Source organism: Sodalis sp. dw_96 (assembly GCF_018449575.1).
GTDB lineage: Bacteria > Pseudomonadota > Gammaproteobacteria > Enterobacterales > Enterobacteriaceae > Acerihabitans.
In genome coordinates this window covers 1-20,715 of sequence record NZ_JAAVUT010000006.1, presented here as the reverse complement: position 1 = coordinate 20,715, position 20,715 = coordinate 1, and the positions used below count along the sequence as shown (strand labels likewise).

General features: G+C 48.4%; 23 protein-coding genes. 15 read left to right on the top strand and 8 right to left on the bottom strand.

Going from position 1 to position 20,715, the window contains the following annotated elements; translation table 11 throughout:
• The first annotated feature begins 348 nt into the window (after positions 1-348).
• The 6 genes from rpmH to HB631_RS11185 all read left to right on the top strand — a co-directional run bounded on the left by rpmH (position 349) and on the right by HB631_RS11185 (position 5,742).
• Positions 349-492 (top strand): 50S ribosomal protein L34, encoded by a 144-nt coding sequence (gene rpmH / locus HB631_RS11210; protein WP_213991243.1) that lies wholly within the window; start codon positions 349-351, stop codon positions 490-492.
• Between the two features lie 17 nt (positions 493-509).
• A complete protein-coding gene (gene rnpA, locus HB631_RS11205; protein WP_213991242.1) occupies positions 510-869 on the top strand; it encodes a ribonuclease P protein component in 360 nt (119 codons plus the stop codon).
• Entirely contained in the window at positions 833-1,090 is a 258-nt protein-coding gene (gene yidD / locus HB631_RS11200) for a membrane protein insertion efficiency factor YidD (RefSeq protein ID WP_213991241.1), read from the top strand. The genes rnpA and yidD overlap by 37 nt, the downstream gene beginning before the upstream one ends.
• A gap of 2 nt (positions 1,091-1,092) precedes the next feature.
• Positions 1,093-2,739, top strand: coding sequence for a membrane protein insertase YidC (yidC, locus tag HB631_RS11195; protein ID WP_213991240.1), 1,647 nt, complete (start codon positions 1,093-1,095; stop codon positions 2,737-2,739).
• A gap of 86 nt (positions 2,740-2,825) precedes the next feature.
• A complete protein-coding gene (gene mnmE / locus HB631_RS11190; protein ID WP_213991239.1) occupies positions 2,826-4,190 on the top strand; it encodes a tRNA uridine-5-carboxymethylaminomethyl(34) synthesis GTPase MnmE in 1,365 nt (454 codons plus the stop codon).
• Between the two features lie 319 nt (positions 4,191-4,509).
• The gene (locus HB631_RS11185; protein WP_213991238.1) at positions 4,510-5,742 is read left to right on the top strand and encodes an integrase arm-type DNA-binding domain-containing protein; all 1,233 of its coding nucleotides are present in this window, start codon (positions 4,510-4,512) and stop codon (positions 5,740-5,742) included.
• Between the two features lie 108 nt (positions 5,743-5,850).
• Here the strand turns inward: HB631_RS11185 and HB631_RS11180 are convergent, their stop codons facing one another.
• The 3 genes from HB631_RS11180 to HB631_RS11170 all read right to left on the bottom strand — a co-directional run bounded on the left by HB631_RS11180 (position 5,851) and on the right by HB631_RS11170 (position 8,985).
• A complete protein-coding gene (locus HB631_RS11180; RefSeq protein WP_213991237.1) occupies positions 5,851-6,675 on the bottom strand; it encodes an arginase family protein in 825 nt (274 codons plus the stop codon).
• Positions 6,676-6,931: 256 nt separating this feature from the next.
• Entirely contained in the window at positions 6,932-8,017 is a 1,086-nt protein-coding gene (locus HB631_RS11175; RefSeq protein WP_213991236.1) for a helicase RepA family protein, read from the bottom strand.
• A 92-nt stretch (positions 8,018-8,109) separates the two neighbouring features.
• A complete protein-coding gene (locus HB631_RS11170; protein WP_213991235.1) occupies positions 8,110-8,985 on the bottom strand; it encodes an integrase domain-containing protein in 876 nt (291 codons plus the stop codon).
• Positions 8,986-10,615: 1,630 nt separating this feature from the next.
• On the opposite strand from HB631_RS11170, the gene HB631_RS11165 reads away from it, so the two are divergent.
• From HB631_RS11165 to HB631_RS11155, 3 genes are read left to right on the top strand one after another with little or no spacing between them, the layout of a single operon-like run.
• Entirely contained in the window at positions 10,616-11,503 is an 888-nt protein-coding gene (locus HB631_RS11165; protein ID WP_345945707.1) for a sce7726 family protein, read from the top strand.
• 7 nt (positions 11,504-11,510) lie between these two features.
• On the top strand, positions 11,511-12,443 hold the full coding sequence (locus HB631_RS11160) for a sce7725 family protein (RefSeq protein WP_213991452.1): 933 nt from the start codon (positions 11,511-11,513) through the stop codon (positions 12,441-12,443).
• A 2-nt stretch (positions 12,444-12,445) separates the two neighbouring features.
• Positions 12,446-13,471 carry an RES family NAD+ phosphorylase gene (locus HB631_RS11155; protein ID WP_213991234.1) on the top strand — a complete coding sequence of 342 codons (1,026 nt, stop codon included), beginning with the start codon at positions 12,446-12,448 and terminating at the stop codon, positions 13,469-13,471.
• Between the two features lie 414 nt (positions 13,472-13,885).
• Here HB631_RS11155 and HB631_RS11150 read toward each other — a convergent pair whose 3' ends face one another.
• Both HB631_RS11150 and HB631_RS11145 read right to left on the bottom strand, forming a co-directional pair.
• On the bottom strand, positions 13,886-14,359 hold the full coding sequence (locus tag HB631_RS11150; RefSeq protein ID WP_213991233.1) for a TIGR02391 family protein: 474 nt from the start codon (positions 14,357-14,359) through the stop codon (positions 13,886-13,888).
• Positions 14,343-15,107 carry a DUF5343 domain-containing protein gene (locus tag HB631_RS11145; RefSeq protein ID WP_213991232.1) on the bottom strand — a complete coding sequence of 255 codons (765 nt, stop codon included), beginning with the start codon at positions 15,105-15,107 and terminating at the stop codon, positions 14,343-14,345. The genes HB631_RS11150 and HB631_RS11145 overlap by 17 nt, the downstream gene beginning before the upstream one ends.
• A 538-nt stretch (positions 15,108-15,645) precedes the next feature.
• Here HB631_RS11145 and HB631_RS11140 point away from each other — a divergent pair.
• The gene (locus HB631_RS11140) at positions 15,646-15,930 is read left to right on the top strand and encodes a ribbon-helix-helix protein, CopG family (RefSeq protein WP_213991451.1); all 285 of its coding nucleotides are present in this window, start codon (positions 15,646-15,648) and stop codon (positions 15,928-15,930) included.
• Complete coding sequence (locus tag HB631_RS11135) at positions 15,918-16,211, top strand: type II toxin-antitoxin system RelE/ParE family toxin (protein WP_213991231.1); 294 nt, start codon at positions 15,918-15,920, stop codon at positions 16,209-16,211. Before HB631_RS11140 ends, HB631_RS11135 begins: the two co-directional genes overlap by 13 nt.
• 262 nt (positions 16,212-16,473) lie before the next feature.
• On the opposite strand, the gene HB631_RS11130 is transcribed toward HB631_RS11135, so the two are convergent.
• Positions 16,474-16,734 (bottom strand): helix-turn-helix transcriptional regulator, encoded by a 261-nt coding sequence (locus HB631_RS11130; protein WP_213991230.1) that lies wholly within the window; start codon positions 16,732-16,734, stop codon positions 16,474-16,476.
• 96 nt (positions 16,735-16,830) lie between these two features.
• Here HB631_RS11130 and HB631_RS11125 point away from each other — a divergent pair, with 96 nt between their 5' ends.
• A complete protein-coding gene (locus HB631_RS11125; protein WP_213991229.1) occupies positions 16,831-17,157 on the top strand; it encodes a helix-turn-helix transcriptional regulator in 327 nt (108 codons plus the stop codon).
• 344 nt (positions 17,158-17,501) lie between these two features.
• Positions 17,502-18,395, top strand: a complete 894-nt coding sequence (locus HB631_RS11120; protein ID WP_213991228.1) for an Rpn family recombination-promoting nuclease/putative transposase — start codon at positions 17,502-17,504, stop codon at positions 18,393-18,395.
• Positions 18,396-18,586: 191 nt separating this feature from the next.
• Here HB631_RS11120 and HB631_RS11115 read toward each other — a convergent pair whose 3' ends face one another.
• Positions 18,587-19,204: a TetR/AcrR family transcriptional regulator gene (locus HB631_RS11115; protein ID WP_213991227.1), complete on the bottom strand. Its 618-nt coding sequence runs from the start codon at positions 19,202-19,204 to the stop codon at positions 18,587-18,589.
• Positions 19,205-19,317: 113 nt separating this feature from the next.
• On the opposite strand from HB631_RS11115, the gene HB631_RS11110 reads away from it, so the two are divergent.
• Positions 19,318-19,698, top strand: coding sequence for a DUF4267 domain-containing protein (locus tag HB631_RS11110; RefSeq protein ID WP_213991226.1), 381 nt, complete (start codon positions 19,318-19,320; stop codon positions 19,696-19,698).
• Between the two features lies 1 nt (position 19,699).
• Positions 19,700-20,020 carry a DoxX family protein gene (locus tag HB631_RS11105; protein WP_213991225.1) on the top strand — a complete coding sequence of 107 codons (321 nt, stop codon included), beginning with the start codon at positions 19,700-19,702 and terminating at the stop codon, positions 20,018-20,020.
• A gap of 178 nt (positions 20,021-20,198) precedes the next feature.
• On the opposite strand, the gene rhuM is transcribed toward HB631_RS11105, so the two are convergent.
• Positions 20,199-20,525, bottom strand: a complete 327-nt coding sequence (gene rhuM, locus HB631_RS11100) for a RhuM family protein (RefSeq protein WP_345945710.1) — start codon at positions 20,523-20,525, stop codon at positions 20,199-20,201.
• Between the last annotated feature and the right edge of the window lie 190 nt (positions 20,526-20,715).

Below are 20,715 nucleotides of genomic sequence, written 5' to 3'. Positions count from 1 at the left end.
TATATCAGTGAAATTAAGCATAGTCCGATTTTCAACGGTTGCTCCCCCTCAGTGGAGATCCGAATTATAATGCGAGAGATCCCGGCAGATCCTTGCGCTTTGGCTCGGAACCCGTATAATTCTCACCCCTACGCGTGACGCCTGTTTCCTCCGTTCTGTTCCAGACGAGGATTTCGGGCGGGCACGAGTATCCAGGTGGGTAAAACGTGATGGGAATTGACTCAGGACTGTACAATTACTACAATCCCGCCTCTTTAATGCGTAATGCGATTGAGGCGTCGGTCTTTTCACGCCGAACAGCCAAACGCGTTTACTGTGAAGTCAAATATTAGTTAGGTAGAAATCGCTATGAAACGCACTTTCCAACCGTCCGTATTGAAACGTAACCGTGATCACGGTTTCCGCTCGCGTATGGCAACGAAGAATGGTCGTCTGGTTTTGGCACGTCGTCGTGCTAAAGGCCGTACACGTCTGACCGTCTCTTCGAAGTAATAAAGCTAACCCCCCGGGTGGTTACGCTCGCATTTCCCAGGGAGTTACGGTTGTTAACTCCCAATCATTTTACTTTCGTCTTCCAGCAGCCACAACGGGCCGGCACGCCGCAAATCACCATCCTCGGCCGCCTGAATATGCTGGGGCATCCCCGCGTCGGTCTGACAGTCGCCAAAAAACATGTAAAACGGGCTCATGAACGAAACCGGATCAAGCGTCTTACACGAGAAAGCTTTCGGATGCACCAGCACGCCCTGCCCGCAATGGATTTTGTCGTTATCGCCAAAAAAGGGGTGGCGGATTTGAATAATCACGCTTTGACGGAAGCGTTGGAAAAGTTATGGCGCCGCCACTGTCGCCAGTCTCCGGGCTGTTAATCGGGTTGATACGCATGTATCAACTCTATATCAGCCCGTTGCTGGGACCTCATTGCCGGTTCCAGCCCACATGCTCGCAATACGGTATCGAGGCAATACGCAGGTTCGGTATGTTAAAAGGCAGTTGGTTGACATTGAAACGCGTATTAAAATGCCACCCTTTGAACCCAGGTGGCGATGACCCCGTGCCGCCGAAAACCAACGATAACAGAGAACATTAACGATGGATTCGCAACGCAATCTTCTTTTCATCGCTCTGCTGTTCGTGTCTTTCATGATCTGGCAAGCCTGGCAAACGGACCATACTCCGCAGCCAACGACGGTTCAGACTACGCAACAGACAGCGAACACAGCCACCGGTGACGCAGCAAACCAGGGTTTACCCGCCAGTGGACAAGGGCAATTGATCAAAGTGAAAACCGACGTTCTGTCGCTTTCCATCAATACCCGTGGCGGCGATATCGAACAGGCCCACTTGCTGACTTATCCTGATAAATTGGGTTCAGACCAACCTTTCCATTTGCTTGAAACCTCCCCCGAGTTTGTTTATCAGGCGCAAAGCGGCCTGACCGGCAAAAACGGCCCGGACAATCCGGCCAACGGCGAACGTCCGCTTTACAATATCAATCAGGACACCTATGTCCTGGCGGATAACCAGGGCGAGCTGCGCGTACCCCTGACCTATACCGCCCCGGACGGCGTCGTTTATACCAAGACCTTTATCCTCAAGCGCGGCGATTACGCGGTGAATGTGGAATACAGCGTTAACAACACCAGCGACAAACCCCTTGAACTGGTCATGTTCGGCCAATTGAAGCAGTCGGTGGATCTGCCCAAGCATCGCGATACCAGCAGCAGCAACTTTGCGCTGCATACCTACCGCGGCGCGGCATACTCGTCAAACGATACCAAATACAAGAAATACAGCTTCAGCAATATCAAAGACGGGGACCTGAACATCAACACCCAGGGCGGCTGGGTTGCCATGTTGCAGCAATATTTCGCCACCGCCTGGATCCCGCAAACCCCGGGCAACCATAATTTCTTCACCAGCAACCTGGACAACGGCCAAGCGGCGGTAGGCTTTAAAGCCACGCCGGTATCCGTGGCCCCGGGCGCGCAGAATACTCTTGCCGCGACTTTATGGGTCGGCCCGGAAATCCAGGACAAAATGGCCGCCATCGCGCCGCATTTGGATTTAACCGTGGATTACGGCTGGCTATGGTTTATCAGCCAACCGCTGTTCAAGCTGCTGAAGTTTATCCATAGCTACGTCGGTAACTGGGGCTTCTCGATTATCGTCATCACCTTTATCGTCCGAGGCATCATGTATCCGCTGACTAAAGCGCAATACACCTCCATGGCGAAAATGCGCATGCTGCAGCCGAAACTGGCGGCCATGCGTGAACGTATCGGTGACGACAAACAGCGCATGAGCCAGGAAATGATGGCGCTGTATAAGACCGAGAAGGTCAATCCGCTGGGGGGCTGTTTGCCGCTGGTAGTACAGATGCCGATCTTCCTGGCGCTGTATTATATGCTGATGGGCTCCATTGAACTGCGCGGCGCGCCGTTTGTCCTGTGGATACAAGATCTTTCCGCCCAGGACCCCTATTACATCCTGCCGGTTCTGATGGGCATCACGATGTTCTTCATTCAGAAGATGTCGCCCACCACCGTCGCCGACCCGATGCAGCAGAAGGTCATGACCTTTATGCCGGTGATCTTTACCGTATTCTTCCTGTGGTTCCCGTCAGGTCTGGTGCTGTACTATATCATCAGCAATATGGTGACCATTATCCAGCAGCAGCTGATTTATCGCGGCCTGGAAAAACGCGGTTTGCACAGCCGGGATAAGAAGAAAACCTAGTCTTGTTCCGAAGACAGTCTGAAAAGGCGGTCATATGACCGCCTTTTTTATTACGTGCGCCGGCCCAGGCGCGAAGAGAGAACAGCATGAGCCAATCCGATACCATTGTAGCCCTTGCCACACCGCCGGGACGCGGCGGGGTTGGCATCGTGCGGATTTCCGGCCGGTTGGCCACCGAGGCGGCGCGCCAGTTGCTCGGCAAGTTACCCAAACCCCGCTATGCCGATTATCTGCCGTTTCGCGATCAGGACGGGGCCGTTCTCGATCAGGGTATTGCCCTGTGGTTTCCCGGCCCGAATTCCTTCACCGGAGAGGACGTACTGGAGCTGCACGGCCACGGTGGCCCGGTGATATTGGATATGCTGATAAAACGCGTCCTGGGGCTGCCAGGCGTGCGTATTGCCCGTCCGGGAGAGTTCTCTGAACGGGCGTTCCTTAACGACAAGCTTGATTTGGCCCAGGCCGAGGCCATAGCCGACCTGATTGACGCCAGCTCGCAGCAGGCCGCCCGCTCGGCGGTGAATTCATTACAGGGCGTTTTCTCCCAGCGCATTCAGCATTTGGTGGAAGCACTTACTAACCTTCGCATCTATGTCGAGGCCGCCATCGACTTTCCCGACGAAGAAATCGACTTCCTCTCCGACGGCAAGATTGAACGTCGCCTTAACGAGGTCATGGACGAGCTTAAAACGGTACGGTCCGAAGCCCGTCAGGGCAGCCTGCTGCGGGAAGGCATGAAAGTGGTGATAGCCGGTCGCCCCAACGCCGGCAAATCCAGCCTGCTCAATGCATTGGCCGGCCGGGAAGCGGCCATCGTCACCGATATCGCCGGCACCACCCGCGATGTCCTGCGGGAACATATCCTGCTGAACGGCATGCCGCTGCATATCATCGATACCGCCGGCCTGCGGGAAGCGGGTGATGAAGTGGAACGCATCGGCATCGAGCGCGCCTGGCAAGAGATAGAACAGGCGGACCATGTGCTGCTGATGGTGGACGGCACCACCACCGCGGTAAACGACCCCAATACCCTGTGGCCGGAATTCGTCGCCAGGGTGCCTGCCGCCTTGCCGATAACAGTGATTCGCAATAAAGCTGATTTGACCGGTGAACCTGAAGCAGTAAGCGAAGTGAATGGTCACTCACTTATTACCCTTTCAGCTCATTCGAGCACCGGCATCGACCTGCTGCGCGACCACCTTCTGCAAAGTATCGGTTATAACGGCAGCCTGGAGGGGGGGTTCCTGGCCCGTCGGCGCCATTTGCAGGCGTTGGATACGGCGGCGGAACGTTTGGTAATTGGTAAAGAACAGTTGGTGAGTGCTTACGCCGGGGAGCTATTGGCTGAGGAATTACGACTGGCGCAGCAGGCTTTGAGCGAGATTACCGGAGAATTCACGTCGGATGATCTGTTGGGGCGGATATTTTCGAGTTTTTGTATCGGGAAGTGAGTCCAGGTCAGTGGACGTCCACCCAATTCCGCTAATCCCATATGACTGATTGTTTTATGGGATTTTTATTTCTATTTAGGTCTATTCCCTTCTGTTAAGAGCCAGCGATTTTTATGTCCATTAGTGTGTCCATGGTGATTTTTATCCTATGTCCATGGTTGTTTTTTGAGCTATAAATCGCATATTATGGACACATAATTTAGTATAAAAAATGCTCAAAAGTGGTTTTTTATGGACACACTGAACGGGATTTTAATAAAAAATACATATATAACATCATCTTAAAAGTCATACATATGGACACAGTAAAGAGGTACATATGGCGCTTTCAGATACCAAGATAAGAAGTCTTTCAGCAAAAGCGCGGGCATACCAGGTCGCCGACAGCGGTGGTTTAGTCATAGAGGTACTGCCCACCGGCCGCAAAGTCTGGCGTTTGCGCTATCGCTTCAACGGCAGGCCACAGAAAGCAACGCTGGGCGAATACCCCGCATTTACCCTGGCCGAAGCACGTCTCTGGCGCGAAGAGTGCCGTGCCATGATTGCCCATGGCGTCAGTCCGGCACAGAAAAAGCAGCAAGATAAAACCAAGCAAAAAGAACCCACTACAGTGGATGCCTTCTCCAAACGCTGGCTGACGGATATCGTTGAGCGTACCAACCGGCACCCGCGCAATATTGTACGCATTCTCGATAAAGATATTATTCCCGTTATCGGACAGCTAAAGATCGAAGACCTCACCACCGCACAGGTACAGGAGGTAATCGACCGCATCAAGCTGCGCGGCTCCGATCATGTCGCCCTCCTCGCCCGCAATGTGCTGAAACGCATGCTGGCCTATGCCATCTCGCGTGGGATCATATTCAACAACCCCGCCGCCGCCATCGAAGCCCGTTATATAGCGCAAGCGTCCAGCCGGGATGTTTCCCTGACCGCGCAAGAGATCGGTATATTGCTGCGCGGTATTTACACCTCCGGCATGAACCGGCGCCATAAGCTGGCCCTCCACCTGCTGATTCTGTGTATGGTGCGCAAAAGCGAGTTAATCGAGGCAACCTGGGATGAAATTAACTTTCTCACCGCCGAATGGCGCATTCCAGCCGAGCGCATGAAAATGGATAAGGCGCATATGGTTCCCTTGTCCAGCCAGGCATTGGCCATGTTTGAAGAACTTAAATTTCTGGCGGGTTCGTCGCCCTATGTGTTCCCCAGCCGCAATGATTACCGGCACCCGATCTCTAAAACAACGCTTAACGCCGCCGTGCGTACGCTGGATCTGAATTTGCGTGATTTTGTTATCCACGATTTCCGGCGCACGGCCAGCACCTTACTGCATGAGCAAGGATATAATTCCGACTGGGTGGAAAAATGTCTCGCGCATAAGATTGCCGGCGTTCGTGGTGTTTATAACCGGGCGGAATACCTTGGACAACGCCGGGAAATGCTTCAGGCATGGGCAAACTTTGTGGATGCTCAGATCGAAGAAGGCAGGAAAGTAATTATTGGCCGGTTTGGCAAGGCATATAAAGCAGAAGATGAAGAACGAAAATAAATAATTCACAAGAGAGCGCAAAAACCTAATTGTTTATTTTTTAAAGACCCGGCAGATAGGATGGCAACTCGATTGCCATCCTATCTGCCGGGAAACAAGCGCAGCGCGTTAGCGGGTCAATCCATTAATTAACGGGCTTAACGCATCAAGCAGGGCGGCAGGCGTAGCGGGAGTTCCGTTTTCAGCCTGGGAAATCTGAAACTCGGCAATTTCCACGCCGATGATGCTATGTTCTGCAATGACCTGACAGGCATGGTGAAGATCATCTAATGACAATCCACCCGGAACCCCATATTCCGTAGGAACGATACCGGGTTCCAATACATCACAATCCAGATGGACATAAACCGCCCGGCCATTGATGGCGCGCCGCAATCCTTCGGCCAGCCCGCCGCCTGCCGGCACCCATTGCAACTTCCCGTCATCGATCAGTTTTTGCTCCGGGGGATCAATGTCACGGGCCCCTGCCAGTATCACCGCCGATAAATCTAAACCGCTACCTAAACCCGAATCCCATAAACCGACTGGCCCCGCGATGGAAAAACCACCAAGATAGCCCGTCACCGAAGTGGCCGGGGTATTCAGGTCCGCATGGGCATCGAACCAGACTATGCAGGCATCAGGGTAATAGCGGGCAACCACCGGTAATGTTGCCAAAGATGCCGCGCAACGGCTGGATGCGGTAAAAGGCTTAATATTGTCTGCGAAAAGATGGTTGAGCCGATCGGATAAGGCGATCAATGACGGTCTGGCGGCTTCCAGCGCCTCCAGCCAGCCGCGGCCAATCACCGCACTCGCTGTGCCGATAATCTCAGGTGCTAAGCCTAGCCTATCCGCCATCAGCGTGCCGATCGCCATAGCGCCGGGCCGCGCCAGGTCGTTGCGATCGCCAACTGTCCCTTGAAATACTGTTATCTGCATCTGATTGGTCATAGGATTCTTCATTGGTAAGCAATGGTACTCCGTCGTCTGCTCGTACAACTTATCATGCCATCTGGCTGTTGTGAAAATCCCCCATTATTTTCCCCACTTTTATTCTGACCGAGCCTCCCCCACCTGTTTTTCAGGTATTGCCACTCAGGCTAGGCAAAATGCGGCTTCGGCGCATTTCCCCCAATAATTACCGCTATATAAATAAAAAGTGGGGGATTACCCTCTTAGCCAATGCCATTCCCCCACCCTCTCCCCGCTATTCCCCCCTCTCCTCCAGCGGAATCGCGGGCAGCACAGTCTCACCGCTGACGGTGACCAGACCGGTGTTTACCAGCTTATCCAGCCAGCGGGTAAACTTCTTGTCGACGTTCAGGCCGAGGGTCCGCAGGTCCTGACGTAACTGCGATTTGGTGCAGACGCCGTCGTTAACGGTGCGGCCACGGATACACTGCCAGAGGGCAATATGATTAGCCGTCAGATAAGGGATACCGGCCAGCGCCGGGTCGGTTTGGGCAACGGTATTAATTTCCCTTGGACGGTCATATAACACTAACGATTCCACCGGCTCGCCATCTTCATCCGCATACACCGTCACCGGCTGCAAATCATAAGCTGCGGCGGAGGGTTCTTCAGCATCCTTCATCTTGGTACAACTCAGCACCAGGGCGTTGCTGTCGCCTTCGCGCCGGACGTTAAACTCAGCATCCAGCGCCGCCTGAAAGGCGCTGGAACCACGGGCGCCCCGCTCCTGATCCTTGCCGGAATGATGGACAATCAGTACCGAGGCTTGAGTTACCGCCTTGATGGTGTCACACCCCTGGATAAACGCGCCCATATCTTTGGCCGCATTTTCATCCGAACCGCCAAAACAGCGGGCCAGCGTATCAAGGATAATCAGGCGCACCGGCATGCCGGTTTCCTGCTCCACGTCGGCGGCGGCCTGAATTACCTGCTGTACGCTCTCCGGGCTGGCGGGGAATACCGGGCAATCCACCCGAAACAAGGCATCAACCGGACTGCCGCCGTTCAACGTCTGTTCCCAGGCGCGGATACGGCGCGGCACACCGATACCGCCTTCACCCACCACGTAAATCACTGCGCCCTGGTTCACCCGCCGTTCAGCCCACGGCTTGCCGGTGGCGATATGGCAGGCCCAAGACACCGCCAGAAAGGATTTATACGAGCCGCTGGGGCCGTAGATACTGCTGAGCGAGTGGCCGGGCAGATGGCCCTTGATCAGGTAATCCTGGCGGGTGTCATAACCGTCAGAGCCCCGGCGCAGAGGCAGTGACGTGATAAATGCGGGATGTTGATGGTTAACAGGGATAATTCCGGGTTTCATGGCTGGCTCTCCCTAACAGGAAAGGTAAACGGGATGGTGTGATGGGTGCCTGGGAGTTGCACAAGATGGCCGCGAGGTGCAAAACGCATGGTTCAATCCCCTCGTCCATAGACGTACTCAATGTAACGGCCGCGCCCATCGCCGTGCCCCAGATCGGTGGAAACCAGAGCGCGAGCTTCTTTCTGGCTGAATCCCTGTTGCCGGTAATGCCGCATGGCTTCCTGAGCCCAGGCATAACGCAGGCTGTGCGGAGAATAACGGCCAGTGAGTCCGGCGCGGCTGGTCTGGGAGCGCCAGCGGTTCATCGCGGTGCGCAAATCGGGTTTATCAATCAAACGCCCGTTATGGGTTGTGGTAATACTCAGCGCTCGGTTTACCGCATTTGTAACGGCTTCCCGGTTCAGCACCAAGGTCTGGCGTGGCCGCCCGCCTTTGGAGCCGAACACCACGGTCAGCCGCTCATCGCCACGGGCCAGGGCCTGCGACCAGGTCTTCAGGGACTGGCTGCAACGAACCGCTTCCTCCGAGCGCAGCCCCATCAGGCGGGCCAGCTCAAGGGTGGCGGCCAGCCCGGCATCTTTTTGCTGAAACTGGCTGAGGACATGCTGATAGTGCTCGGCCGTAATGGCAGCGCGGGTTCCGGCCCGGCTGGCGCCACTAAGGCCAAGCGCCCAGTTACTGAGACGATCCGATTGCACGAGGGTATGCCGTCCGGCTTCGCGCAGGACGGTGCGAATAGCGGCCATTTCATTTTGCAGCGTACGTGGTGAAATGCCCTGGCTGAGCCGATCAGCCATATAGGCTTCAATATGCCCGCTCTTCAGGTGCTTTACCGCCCGCACCTGGATATTCAGCGCTAGTAGGTGCTTACCCAGCCGTTCGGTAATGCGTAGCCGATCATGGACGGTCTTATGACTGCCTCCACCCTGTCTAGCAAGTTTTTGCATCTCACGTCCAAGTGCTGACATGATGTGGTCCTCTGTCTCCGGCGCGTGGTTGTCTCGCAACACAGGTGAAATCCTGTGTCGCGCTGAACGGTACCCGTGCGCCGGAGCGGCAGCGGATGAGGTATGGCGGGGCATCGGTGATGCACTCAGTGCAACCGCCTGCGTAAAGCAGGAATGTCCCCTCAGGCTCGAAAGCCTGCCTCAGGTATCGGTTCAGTCCTCCTTAGTTGATGGGTGATAAGTAAGCGGCTGTTCGGCCCGGCGTACCGGATGAAAACCGCAGTGAAAAATGAGCGTGCCGTGCCCGTCGTGAAACGGAACAAACACGCATGGGAATAAAACAGGATCGTCAGCACTGGCTGGCAGAAAATAAGCAGGCAGAAACCGAACGGCGTAACCGGTCGCGTCGGTGTGCTTGGGAAAAAAAGGGAAAAGCCGGGTGCCGGTATGAAAAGATACTAATCACTCTGGCAACGGAGCCGCTTTTCAGACTCAGGTTGAAGGTGTCCAGTGCGGGAAACCAACGAAGAACAAAACCCTGCCTCGATGTGCCGGTGAAACCCCGACGCCGGTGGATATGTTCTCCAACCGGCGCTGTCTGACTGGCGGGGCGGACAGACGATCCGCCACCCGAAGGCACCTCCTTGAAGGCGTTGGAGGTCTAGGATGCAGTCACCCGAAGGCGTTTCTTGCAGACTGCGGAAACATTGGGATTGTAACCACCCGAAGGCGCTCCTTACAGGTTACCGGAACATTGGGGCTGTCATCTACAAATGACGTCTGACAAGAAAAACATAGCCATCCGGCAAACCGGTGTCAACGAAGAATAAAGATGTGACCGACAACAAATCAAACCGTTGTAGACGGTGATACGCACAAGCGGAATTTAGTACATATCCTTGGCATGCAAAAATTAAATCTATGAAGAAGCCAAAATAGCACAAAATGTTGTGTCAGATTCATTGGGTGTTTGTCGGGACGCATCCGGTGAGTCCGAAATGCGTGCTGGAGTGCGGCGTCACTTTCACCCGTCGGGACGGGAAAAGTGACACCGCTGCTTCATGAGCTAAGTTACAATATTAGGCGCAAAAAATTTCGATCATGACATTAGCGCCCAAGCGAAACAGAAAGAATTACCAACCTGGGGAAAGCATTGCGGCCGAATGTTGGCCCGAGAAGGCACAGTACTTGTTAAAAAAGATGAGATTTCAGTACCACAATAGGTATAGACCAGTTACCAACGGAATAGGTAATCCTCAACTGAAAAGCCTGACGCGCTTAGCTTGTCGTCTCCTATTCACCCACACAACCGAATTGTGAAGGTGAACAGGAGACTTATCATCGGCCCATTAACTATGTTTACCTTGATGGGCAACCTGTTAGTCGTAAACATTCTTGGCCTTTAGGTGGAATGCCGCTAGGATTTCAGGGCGCACAACTGTTGAATGTTGCAATGAACCCCATGTTAAGAATGCTTATTATTTATAATTAAATCAATATATTGGAAAACACTTACACTCAACTGACTCCGTATAAGCGGGTGACAAGAGCTAAATAATCGGTTATTATCATAATTACGATTCAAATCACGGAAAGTAACTGAGAAAATGAGAGATAGTTACTTGAAGTACGAAATATCGTGAGGATAGGTGTGTTAAATCCCACACAGCTTTCAGCGCTGTCTAGAATATTTTCCCCATCAGTAATTTCTGAGATAGCGAAAAAAGGTCAGTCGCCGCTGTTTTCGCGATTACTGATTGAGTCAGCTATTTTTAATGATATTGAAACCGATAATTCAACAATTGGTGACGCTTTTGATACAGCATTTACAGCGTTACGGAGATCAGGTGCCAGAAATGAATACGTATATCGTTCTGCTTTGATCCATAATTTATTATTAGGACGTCATTCTTTACGTACTGCAAGTATGCTCACTGAGTTCCGTGTTGGTTCGTGTAAGGCCGATATGGTTATTCTCAATGGCAGTGGGACGGTATATGAAATTAAATCAGATCGAGACTCACTAGTTAGATTGACAAATCAGATCAATAATTATCGCCGAGCATTCAGCAAAATATATGTTATCGCGGGCACCGCACATATTCAAGAAATTTTGGATACAACGCCCAAAGATGTAGGTGTAATGAGTTTATCTCGTTGGAATAGAATAAGTATTTTGAGGGAGGCCAATGAGAATACAGACTTCATTTGTTCTCTTACGATTTTTGATTCATTGAGACTTAGTGAGGCTATAGATATACTTAACGAGTTAAGTATAGAAATTCCCAGTTTACCAAATACGCTTATGCGTAATGCAATAAGGAGTCTTTACTCTGAATTAGATCCCATAGTTATACATAACCACATGATAAAAGTTTTAAAAAAGACGCGTAATATTGCGCCGTTGAGTGCTTTAATTGCTAATCTGCCGAGAGCGTTGCAAACAATAGCACTAACAGTTCAATTACGTAATAAGGATCATAACCGCTTGATTGAGACTTTAAATAAACCTCTTGATGAAGCATTTAAATGGGCTTAATGTTGCTATGTATCATCCATATTTCAGAGGTAAGCAGTTTGAGTTAATTACAATACGCGAAACTGCTAGTATGATGGCGCAAGCTGGGTTCACACCGATTATAGAACCTGTGAAGGAAACATTAAACGGTTTAGAAAAAACTCTTAGCGCTATATGTGACTCCAATGGTAAAGCTATAGTAATCTTAAATCCTTCATATGGTGATCACTCGACCAATGGGCATAATATATCTCAACTATTAAGGGATAGCTTTTTAGATCATAAAAATATATCTGCTGGCATTCTATTAAATGAAGGAATGAATGAAAATATAGCTTTAGAATTGTTAAATGAACATATAGATCATCAGCCATGTTTCATTCACGCTGGCTTTTCAGAACCTCGTTCTTTATCCGAAAAATCACATGGTAAAATTCATAAAAACATATTCATAGAAAAAAATTGTGGAAAACTTTATAGAAAATATTTCAAAAATTCCGAACGAGTTTTAATCCGTGATGGATTCAAAAAACGAAAAAATGCAGACTACCCTGAGATAGAGGAATTTTCAGATCTACATGTAACATATACAGAAGAGGATATGGAAGGATTTGGTGATTTTCTAATTGTTGGTGATGATTATACCGAAGGTGGTGGACCAGCTTACGCTGTTGCAATTCATCTCACTTTTTTGGATACTAACAAAGATAATGTCATGTATATTCATCATTTTGTTTCAACTACAAAAGATACGCCAACAGATCCTGCAGGTAAATTTGGGCAAGCGTTAAATAAATTAATAAAAGCGGTAGATGCACCAAATTCATCAATTTTTGAAAGCACAGCAGTTTCAGAGTTGAGAGAGTTACATAGGAATGGGCATTTTCCGGGACTCGGTACTGTAAAAAAATTATCAATGAAACATCATATAGAAACATTGGCTAATTATTTCGGAGGCTGAAAATGGTTAGAAAATGTTGCCCAGAATGCTTCAATGATAACGGACTACGTAACAATATTATTCCCAGTCTCAATCCACAAAAAGGTAATTGCTCTTTTTGCGGGAGTCAAAACGTTGATATCATTGAACCATCGGAATTATTGATTTATTTTGAATTGCTTATAAATGTCTATGAAATAAATCCTGATGGGAAGAGTCTTGTTGAATGTCTAAAAAATGATTGGGATTTATTCACTCATCCTACAATGGATAATGCACATGCAAAAGAATTGTTAGGAGAGATTCTCGATGATGGACAAATTATTAGACGTAGTTTCTCTCCATCCGATAATTATAAAAGCACAGGTTTAGCGCAATGGGATACATTACGAGATGAGCTTCTTTATAAAAATAGATATTTCCTAGATGAACAAATTGATACATCAAGACTACAAGAACTGCTCAATCACTTAAAAGCTTATGAAGTTCCAAAGAAATGGTACAGAGCAAGAATAAACCTAACAGATATTCCCTATAAAATAGAAGAAATGGGCGCCCCACCTAGCCGTTTAGCTAGCCATGGTCGCGCAAATCCAACGGGAATTCCATATTTGTATCTTGGTTCTGTTCCAGAGACTGCCATATCTGAAATTAGACCGCATACAGGTGAAACAGCTACAGTTGCAGAATTTGACATACCTGATAATTTAGTTATTGTTGATTTAAGAGATCCCCGCAAGCATGTTTCCCCTTTTGTATTATCTGATGCCAGTGAAATAGGAAAGATGCGCGCAGACATCCCTTTTTTGGAAAAATTAGGTGAAGAATTAACTCATCCCGTATTACCACGTAGTGCTGCAATTGACTACATACCTAGCCAATATTTATGTGAGTTTATAAAGAAAATTGGTTTTCATGGCGTGATTTATCGTAGCTCAGTGAGTGAAGGAATAAACCTTGCTTTATTTGATCCATCGTTGGCCACACCCCGTTCTGTCACCCAATATGATATAAACCGTGTCTCAGTAGATGTGGGGCTAAAATCGTGAAATATTCTTAGATGAATGATAGTAAAATATTCAATAAATTATTTTATATTTTCATATGGATGAGTTTAGCGGTGGTCTGACAGTTACCGATTATTATACGGAGATCTGCCAGATTACCTATTTCCCAGATGTATTTGTTTTTATTTTAATTGGCCATTAGAGTCTACCAAATATACCATTTAAAAAGAAGAAAGCGGCGAACTAACTTGATGCTGAATATTAGCTTGGAATTACTATCTGCATTTCCGGCAAACCGGTTTTAACTACTGGTACCTCCTTATCTCAAGCGAGTATTCAGCGGATTCGAATTATTATGGACATACTATTTTTTTATAAAAAATTTTTAAAAAATATTATTTTTCACTCTACCATTTATATTCAGCATTATAATTTTCTAGGCCAAAGCAACTATAATTATTTGAAACCACTACGCTCAAGGCGGCGTAATAATAATGAGGCAAAAGCAAGGTGATCAAGACACACATCAGGATCATCACTTAGCTCAATCTCATGCCCACCAGGATTCCGAATGCCTTGAACTGCTCCTGAAAACAAGAAACGGTAGCCCTCTTGTTCATCCTCTTCACTAGCGTTCGACAGAGGGTTGAGTTGTATAAGAGGCTTGTTCTTGTCAAACACGCTCATCATCAACTTTTGACCGAACTCTTTTTTACCAGAATGCTTTTGGACAGCTTTCTCTACACACTTCATTGCTAGAAAGGTGGCCTCAGCACAATGTCCATCATCAAAAAGTCTTCGAACTTTGATAGGAAAGCTTGGATGAATATTTCGTATTTCAAATGGGTGAAGTAAAACATCGTTCCCTTCCGATACAATGTTTGTACTTTCTCGAACAATACGTTCGAAAAGCTTAAACGCCGTTCCCATTTAGCAGATTCTCCCTTATGCTTTTGAAAATATAATCATAAGTAAGCTGATCGCCACCAGCTGGTAAGTTAATCTCAATTCGCACTGTTAACGCTATGCCAGCAGGCGTTTGATCTCGCGGAGCCGCATTGATACTTGGAGACTCACCGGCAGAGATCGCAGGAGAAGATCTCTTTACATCGGCAGCAAGTTTGGTTGCCTTTTGTGAGCCGTTTTTTGTTACACGTGGCTTCGATGCAGGAACTGACGCCCCTTCCTCCAACTTGCCAGCAATTCGGGCAAGAGTCTGAAAAGTTGTAGCCTGTCTCCGGCCAACAACGTCACTGGTCTCATCGTTAGTACGGAAGAACGAGACCAGTTTATCAACTGGCAGGTGCCACGCCTCGACCCCATGTAAGTTAAACAGTTCATGATAAGAGTCAAAAACCAACTTAGCAAAACCGACTTGGAAATCATTATCATCGTGCTTGTTGAAAACAGATCCCACTTCGGGATTCTTTTTGTTTTCCTCATCAAGAACCCCAATAAATCGCATAATATTGAGCACATATGTCTCGTTGTTTGGCGCAATGCCCAGCTTTTTCAATGTATCAGCTGTTACAGTGGTTGGAAACGTTCGACGCAGCTGAGCTACGAGTTGTGTGAGACCACCAGAGCCGGACATATAGGGATGTTTATCTGCCACCGCAAAAGCCTCCATTGAAAAACCAAAGTTATTATATGGGCATTCAATTTTAACAGTATTCAATCTGGATCAGGTAGAAAGCACATGATTCGGTCGTAGAAGAGCACACTTGGGAATAGGTACTCGGCACCTTCAGGTCGACTTTTTTTGCTACAACGCATGAGCTAAATGCCGATTTCTGGCTGTAGTTACTAAAATATCAAACACTGCCACAATGTTAAAGATCTATTGAATAATTTCATTTCATTGGTTTTTTTACCGTTTCTAGACATATCCTTATATTTACTTCCTAATTGATAATCAATGGTAGTTGCAAGTTTTTTATGACTAAAACAACAGACAAGTTGTAAGCAATCGATTGATTTATAATAATTATTTTACTTTTTACCTTTTCAAAACTATCTAAAAAAGTAATTTACTAACTTCAAGATAAAACTTTAAGCGCCTTTTTGTCCATAAATTCGTCAATCAGACGGATTTATACTTAAAATAATAATTAATATCAATAACTTACTTGCACCATCTTTTCAAGTATTGCTATTCCCCTATCCGCAAGTTAAAGTGGTAAAAGGTAACACCTTATACTCCATATGAGGCTAGCATCACGTCAACATCAAGCACCACACTCAAGATCGACGACAGGCTTAAAGAGCGTGTCAAAAAACTGGCGGATGCACGCGATCGCAGCCCACACTATCTAATGATAGCCGCGATCACTCAATACATTGAACACGAAGAGGCACGCGAGAGTTTTAAGCAGGAAGCCATCGACTCCTGGCGTGAATATCAGGAAACCGGCCTGCATCTGACGGGTGACGAAGTCAAAACCTGGCTGCGTGGTTGGGGAACAGAAGCGGAAACGGATATTCCTGCATGCCACAAGTAATCATCACACAACGAGCTGCAACCGGGTTAACGCGCTGTCGTGAGTTCCTGACCAGCAAAAATCCGCTGGCGGCCATCAGGGCGGGTCAAGTGCTCGAAGCACTTTTTGGGCAACGGGGAAACAACCCCGAAATGGGCCGCCCTTTTACTGAGCTGCCGGTATTACGCGAACTAATGATTGAATTCGGCGATTCCGGCTATGTGGCGTCGTACCGCTACGACAAAATAGAAGACCGTGTTTATGTGTTGGCCTTTCGGCATCAGAAAGAAGCGAGATATTAACTCAAAAAAATCATAGTGTTATAAGCAGTTTCCGTTTTGTGTCCAAAATTGTGCCCACCGCACAAAAACACGAAAATATATATGATTTTAAATCAATCATATATATTCATTTTCCAGCTTCTGTATCGATGAGTCCAGATCTGCTTAGGTTCATAGCGGACTAACCAGAAATTGGCTCGCATTCATATCATGTCATGCTATAGCGAGCCAAATAATATTAGAAAGCAAATAACCGGTGGCGGAGTGTATTAACATTCAAGCGTTACTTCGGCCGTTTTTCCCGGATTCTGATCTTACGATCAATCAATTCCCCTTCACCATCATAATAACGACTCGTCCATATCTCAACAGGATGAATACTCAGCGCCCCGGCAATAAGCCATTCACCTTTCGGCCAAGGACGCGTCAGGGCATTTGCCAGTGTCGATGAGCCCAGTCCGGCTGAGCGTGAAAGCCCAGCCAATGTGGTGCCTTTTTTCCGCAAGGCAGCAATTATATCCGCCGGATGCCAATCGTTTTTCATGTAAATCTTAACTCTTTGCCATAAAAGGAATATATGCTCCCAACACTACGATATTCGTAGTATCGACTTCAAGTCATAACTACGAATATCGTAGTTATGAAACCTAAACCAACCTACCATGACATTTTCCTCCGGCGACTCAAGCAAGCACGGCTGGCTAAGGGTTTGTCACAGAAGAAGTTCGGCATTGCCGCCGGGATTGACGAGTTTGTGGCAAGCGCCCGCATAAACCGTTATGAGAAAGGCGTCCATGAGGCCGGCATCAAGACCGTTCAGCAGTTAGCCGATGTGCTGGAAATGCCGTTAGCTTATTTTTATACTGACGATGATATGTTAGCCGAATTGATGCTGGCATTCCTGACGCTATCACCGGAAGAGAAAACAGAGATTTTGGCATTGATAAAAAGCCGCACCGAACGGTAGCGTTGATGATTTGGCTGCTCTGGAAGTGAGATTTAAACTGAAACTACCGTGCATTATGCCAACGTATCGTAAAAAATTAAAATCGGGTACGCTTGCCCTCCTAATAGTGAAAAGATGAAAAATCCACCAAAAAATAGAAAAAAAGCTCAACAAATAAACACTACTCATTTCATATAATCCGAACATAGTATTTTATTTGCGGAAATTCATTGATGATAATAATTAATTGAAAAGAACTGCCGTGTTGCATTAAATTGCGAAGCACCCAGAAAATTTACACCATTCTCAATACGGTCAAAATGACGTTTATATTCTGTAGATGTTCTCACCGCTACAGTGCGCCGATGAAAACTATCCCAACACCACATGATTCATTATTCAAAAAATTTTTTGGCGATGTCGGCGTCGTCAATGATTTCCTGCAAATACACCTGTCGCCGGCTTTTCTGGAAATATGCGACTTCGGTACGCTGACCATCACTTCCGGCTCCTTTATCGAAGATGACCTTGGCACCCAGTACTCCGATATACTTTACAGTATGCAAACCTCGGAGGGAGCGGGTTATGTCTATTGCCTTATTGAGCACCAGTCCAGCGCGGACGAGATGATGGCGTTTCGGTTACTGCGCTACAGCATAGCGGCCATGCATCGCCACCTTGAGCAAGGTCATAAAAAACTGCCGCTGGTGATACCGTTATTGTTTTATCATGGAACACAAAGTCCCTACCCTTACTGCACCCGTTGGCTGAACTGCTTCCACAACCCAGACGTGGCGCAAACGCTGTATTGTCAGCCGTTTCCCCTGGTGGATGTGACGGTTATCCCGGACGATGAAATCAAAACCCATGGCAAAGTGGCGTTGCTTGAATATGTACAAAAGCATATTAGAGAAAGGGATATCAATATTCGGCTGCCGGATATTGTCTTTTTGCTGAAATTGGCGGAGCTGAGTAAAGAGCAGATAAAATCGCTGCTGCGCTACCTCGCCCAGGAGACAAATACTCTTGACTCCAAAGCCTTTTTACGTATTCTTGTTGAGAATATACCTCGATACAGGAAAGAGATGATGACGTTCGCAGAACATATGCAATTAGAGGGTTTGCAAAAAGGACGTAACGAGCAAGCCCGAGAAATTGCCCGCAATCTGTTGTCTATGGGCCTGGCTCGCGCCGCGATAGAACGTGCCACGGGATTGAATAATTTAGAACTTGATGCGCTGATGGATTTAGCGGTATGAAATAAGGGCTAATCAGCCAGGCTTTCAAAAATCAAAACTTCTCGGTGGGAAAGTTTGTGGATAGTTATTTTTAGGTCGATGAGTCTAAGCAAATTAAATATAATTTCTTTATTATTAAAATTGAATTTAAGATTTTTAAGAGCATTTTTTGTAATGCTGATCTCACATAATTAATTGTGTGATGGAATTTTTTATTGCCATTTTGGCTTATGAGCCGGGGTCATCAAAGTTGTTCGGGAAACGAGGATTGCCCGCACAACAAGCATGATACGTTTAACGCGCGCGCTGGGCCTGATGCGGCCTGAACGCTCGAGTTCGGCCAGCCCATGAAGGGCTGCCCAAAAGGTCTCGGTCACAGCCTCGACATCTACATCGACGCAAAACGGCGTTACTACCGCCGCAATAGCGTCGTAAGCCGCCCGCAGCTCCGGTCTGGTTTCAGCTTCAGCGAACCGCAGATCCGTCGGCAGAATAAACATGGCCTCGTAGAGCGCGGGCTGACCCAATGCGAAGTCGAAATAGGCCATGGCGGCATTCTCGAGGGCGTTTTGTTGCCCGGTGGATGCACGCGCCGCATCCCTCAGGGCTACGGTCATTTCTTGGAAACCCCCGATTGCAACGGCTGCAACAATCGCATCCCGGTTCTCAAAATGTGAATAAAGGACCGGCTGACTATATTCAATCTCTTCGGCCAGGCGGCGAACCGTTACGGCATTCCATCCCTCGCGCTCCGCGATCCCACGCGCTGCCGCGATAATGCGAGATTCGCGTTCAGCCCGCTGCCTGCCTTTCCGCTCGGCGATACTCATCCTTCAAACTCCCAGACCCCCTGCTCGATATGTCTGGTCATTATACGGAAGCTTGATAATCTAGCAATGATAGATTATATTCTATTGCTAATATACAAGCATAGGACAATACGATGCATTGGCTTGCGATGGGAATGGCGCTATTACTGGCCCTCGCGATTATCGCGATCGGCGCCCAATATGTTGTGAACCCCATGGCCGCGACACTCAGTTTCGGCCTGCCGCTGCCTGAAAACGGCGTTAATATACCGTGGTGGCTTCGCCTCAAGGGGGTGCGGGACATTGCTTCGGGAGTGTTGGTACTGGTGTTCATGGCGTGGGGCGCGCGCCAAGGGATCGGCATCATCCTGCTGGTGGAAGCCATCGTCCCTGTCGGCGACATGCTGCTGATTCTGGCAGCGAAAGGCTCCGTCAAAAGCGCCTTCGGCATTCATGCCACTACGGCCTTGCTTATGATCTTCACGGCCATTCCCTTGCTGATGGGGGGACGTTGAGATGATTCATGCTGTTTCGGTTTGGCTCCTGGTCGCCAGCTTCTTTGGCGCGGGCCTTGTTAACGCTATAGGCACGGTCGCGACACGAAGCGATTTCGCCCGGTGGGGTTACCCGCGCTGGTGGGGCCGTTTTACCGGCGGCCTGGAAATAATGAGCGCCGTGCTGATTGCGCTTCCCATCAGTCGCATGGTTGGCCTGGCGATGGGGGCGGTAATCATTGCGGCCGCTGTGCTGACCGTTCTGCGCCACCGCGACTTTATGCACCTTGTGCCATTGAGTGTTTTTATCGTCGTGATCGCGCTCACAGAGATATCGTCTTGAGCGTACGGCACGGAAACAATCATACGTCGTTCGAATTTATCCCACAGGGAATCTTGCCACTAAATAGCTTTGCAAAATAGTAGATCTCTTTGATGGAATTCAGTCCGAATTGAGCGATCTGATCAATCGCCAAATCTCACACATCACTAACCGGACTAAGTTATATCGATCTTAGCATTTATCCCTGATGAAGAACGACACCTGATGAGAAAAGCAGCTCAGAAGAGCGGATATCGCGGATCCGCTCAAGCAGTTCATCGAAATAATCCCATTTCGGATCCTTAATGCGTTCATCATCCATGACAAACCCTTTACTCATATATTCTTCTAAGCTGCGTGTCGCCCACTTCCGAAACTGCGATCCGCGGGCAGAACGCACGCGATAGCCAACAGCAATAATCATCGGCAGAGAATAGAGCAAAGTCAGATACTCTTTACCATCAGCGCCAGTTGTAAACTTCCGGTTTGCTACTGCCTCCTCAGCCAGCTCCCCATCAGCAATCACGCTTTTCAAGTGTTAGCCGATATTTTGCTTACTGGTCTGGTACAACTCGGCCATCTCCAACTGAGTAAGCCAAACCTGACCACCCAATTCACGCAGTAAAAACTGGGCTTGACCATCTTCAGAGGGTGTACAGAATAAGATCATTATCAGACATTTTTCTCTTCCTGGTTAGACCACCACCCGATTCCAT

Bases quoted from the DNA above. Each gene is read 5' to 3' on its own strand.
- HB631_RS11155 (WP_213991234.1), top strand. From the start codon at position 12,446: ATGGTTAGAAAATGTTGCCCAGAATGCTTCAATGATAACGGACTACGT.
- HB631_RS11105 (WP_213991225.1), top strand. From the start codon at position 19,700: ATGATTCATGCTGTTTCGGTTTGGCTCCTGGTCGCCAGCTTCTTTGGC.
- rpmH (WP_213991243.1), top strand. From the start codon at position 349: ATGAAACGCACTTTCCAACCGTCCGTATTGAAACGTAACCGTGATCAC.
- mnmE (WP_213991239.1), top strand. From the start codon at position 2,826: ATGAGCCAATCCGATACCATTGTAGCCCTTGCCACACCGCCGGGACGC.
- yidC (WP_213991240.1), top strand. From the start codon at position 1,093: ATGGATTCGCAACGCAATCTTCTTTTCATCGCTCTGCTGTTCGTGTCT.
- HB631_RS11175 (WP_213991236.1), bottom strand. From the start codon at position 8,017: ATGAAACCCGGAATTATCCCTGTTAACCATCAACATCCCGCATTTATC.
- HB631_RS11110 (WP_213991226.1), top strand. From the start codon at position 19,318: ATGCATTGGCTTGCGATGGGAATGGCGCTATTACTGGCCCTCGCGATT.
- HB631_RS11125 (WP_213991229.1), top strand. From the start codon at position 16,831: ATGAAACCTAAACCAACCTACCATGACATTTTCCTCCGGCGACTCAAG.
- HB631_RS11130 (WP_213991230.1), bottom strand. From the start codon at position 16,734: ATGAAAAACGATTGGCATCCGGCGGATATAATTGCTGCCTTGCGGAAA.
- HB631_RS11160 (WP_213991452.1), top strand. From the start codon at position 11,511: ATGTATCATCCATATTTCAGAGGTAAGCAGTTTGAGTTAATTACAATA.
- yidD (WP_213991241.1), top strand. From the start codon at position 833: ATGGCGCCGCCACTGTCGCCAGTCTCCGGGCTGTTAATCGGGTTGATA.
- HB631_RS11115 (WP_213991227.1), bottom strand. From the start codon at position 19,204: ATGAGTATCGCCGAGCGGAAAGGCAGGCAGCGGGCTGAACGCGAATCT.
- HB631_RS11170 (WP_213991235.1), bottom strand. From the start codon at position 8,985: ATGTCAGCACTTGGACGTGAGATGCAAAAACTTGCTAGACAGGGTGGA.
- HB631_RS11135 (WP_213991231.1), top strand. From the start codon at position 15,918: ATGCCACAAGTAATCATCACACAACGAGCTGCAACCGGGTTAACGCGC.
- HB631_RS11150 (WP_213991233.1), bottom strand. From the start codon at position 14,359: ATGGGAACGGCGTTTAAGCTTTTCGAACGTATTGTTCGAGAAAGTACA.
- HB631_RS11180 (WP_213991237.1), bottom strand. From the start codon at position 6,675: ATGACCAATCAGATGCAGATAACAGTATTTCAAGGGACAGTTGGCGAT.
- HB631_RS11120 (WP_213991228.1), top strand. From the start codon at position 17,502: ATGAAAACTATCCCAACACCACATGATTCATTATTCAAAAAATTTTTT.
- HB631_RS11185 (WP_213991238.1), top strand. From the start codon at position 4,510: ATGGCGCTTTCAGATACCAAGATAAGAAGTCTTTCAGCAAAAGCGCGG.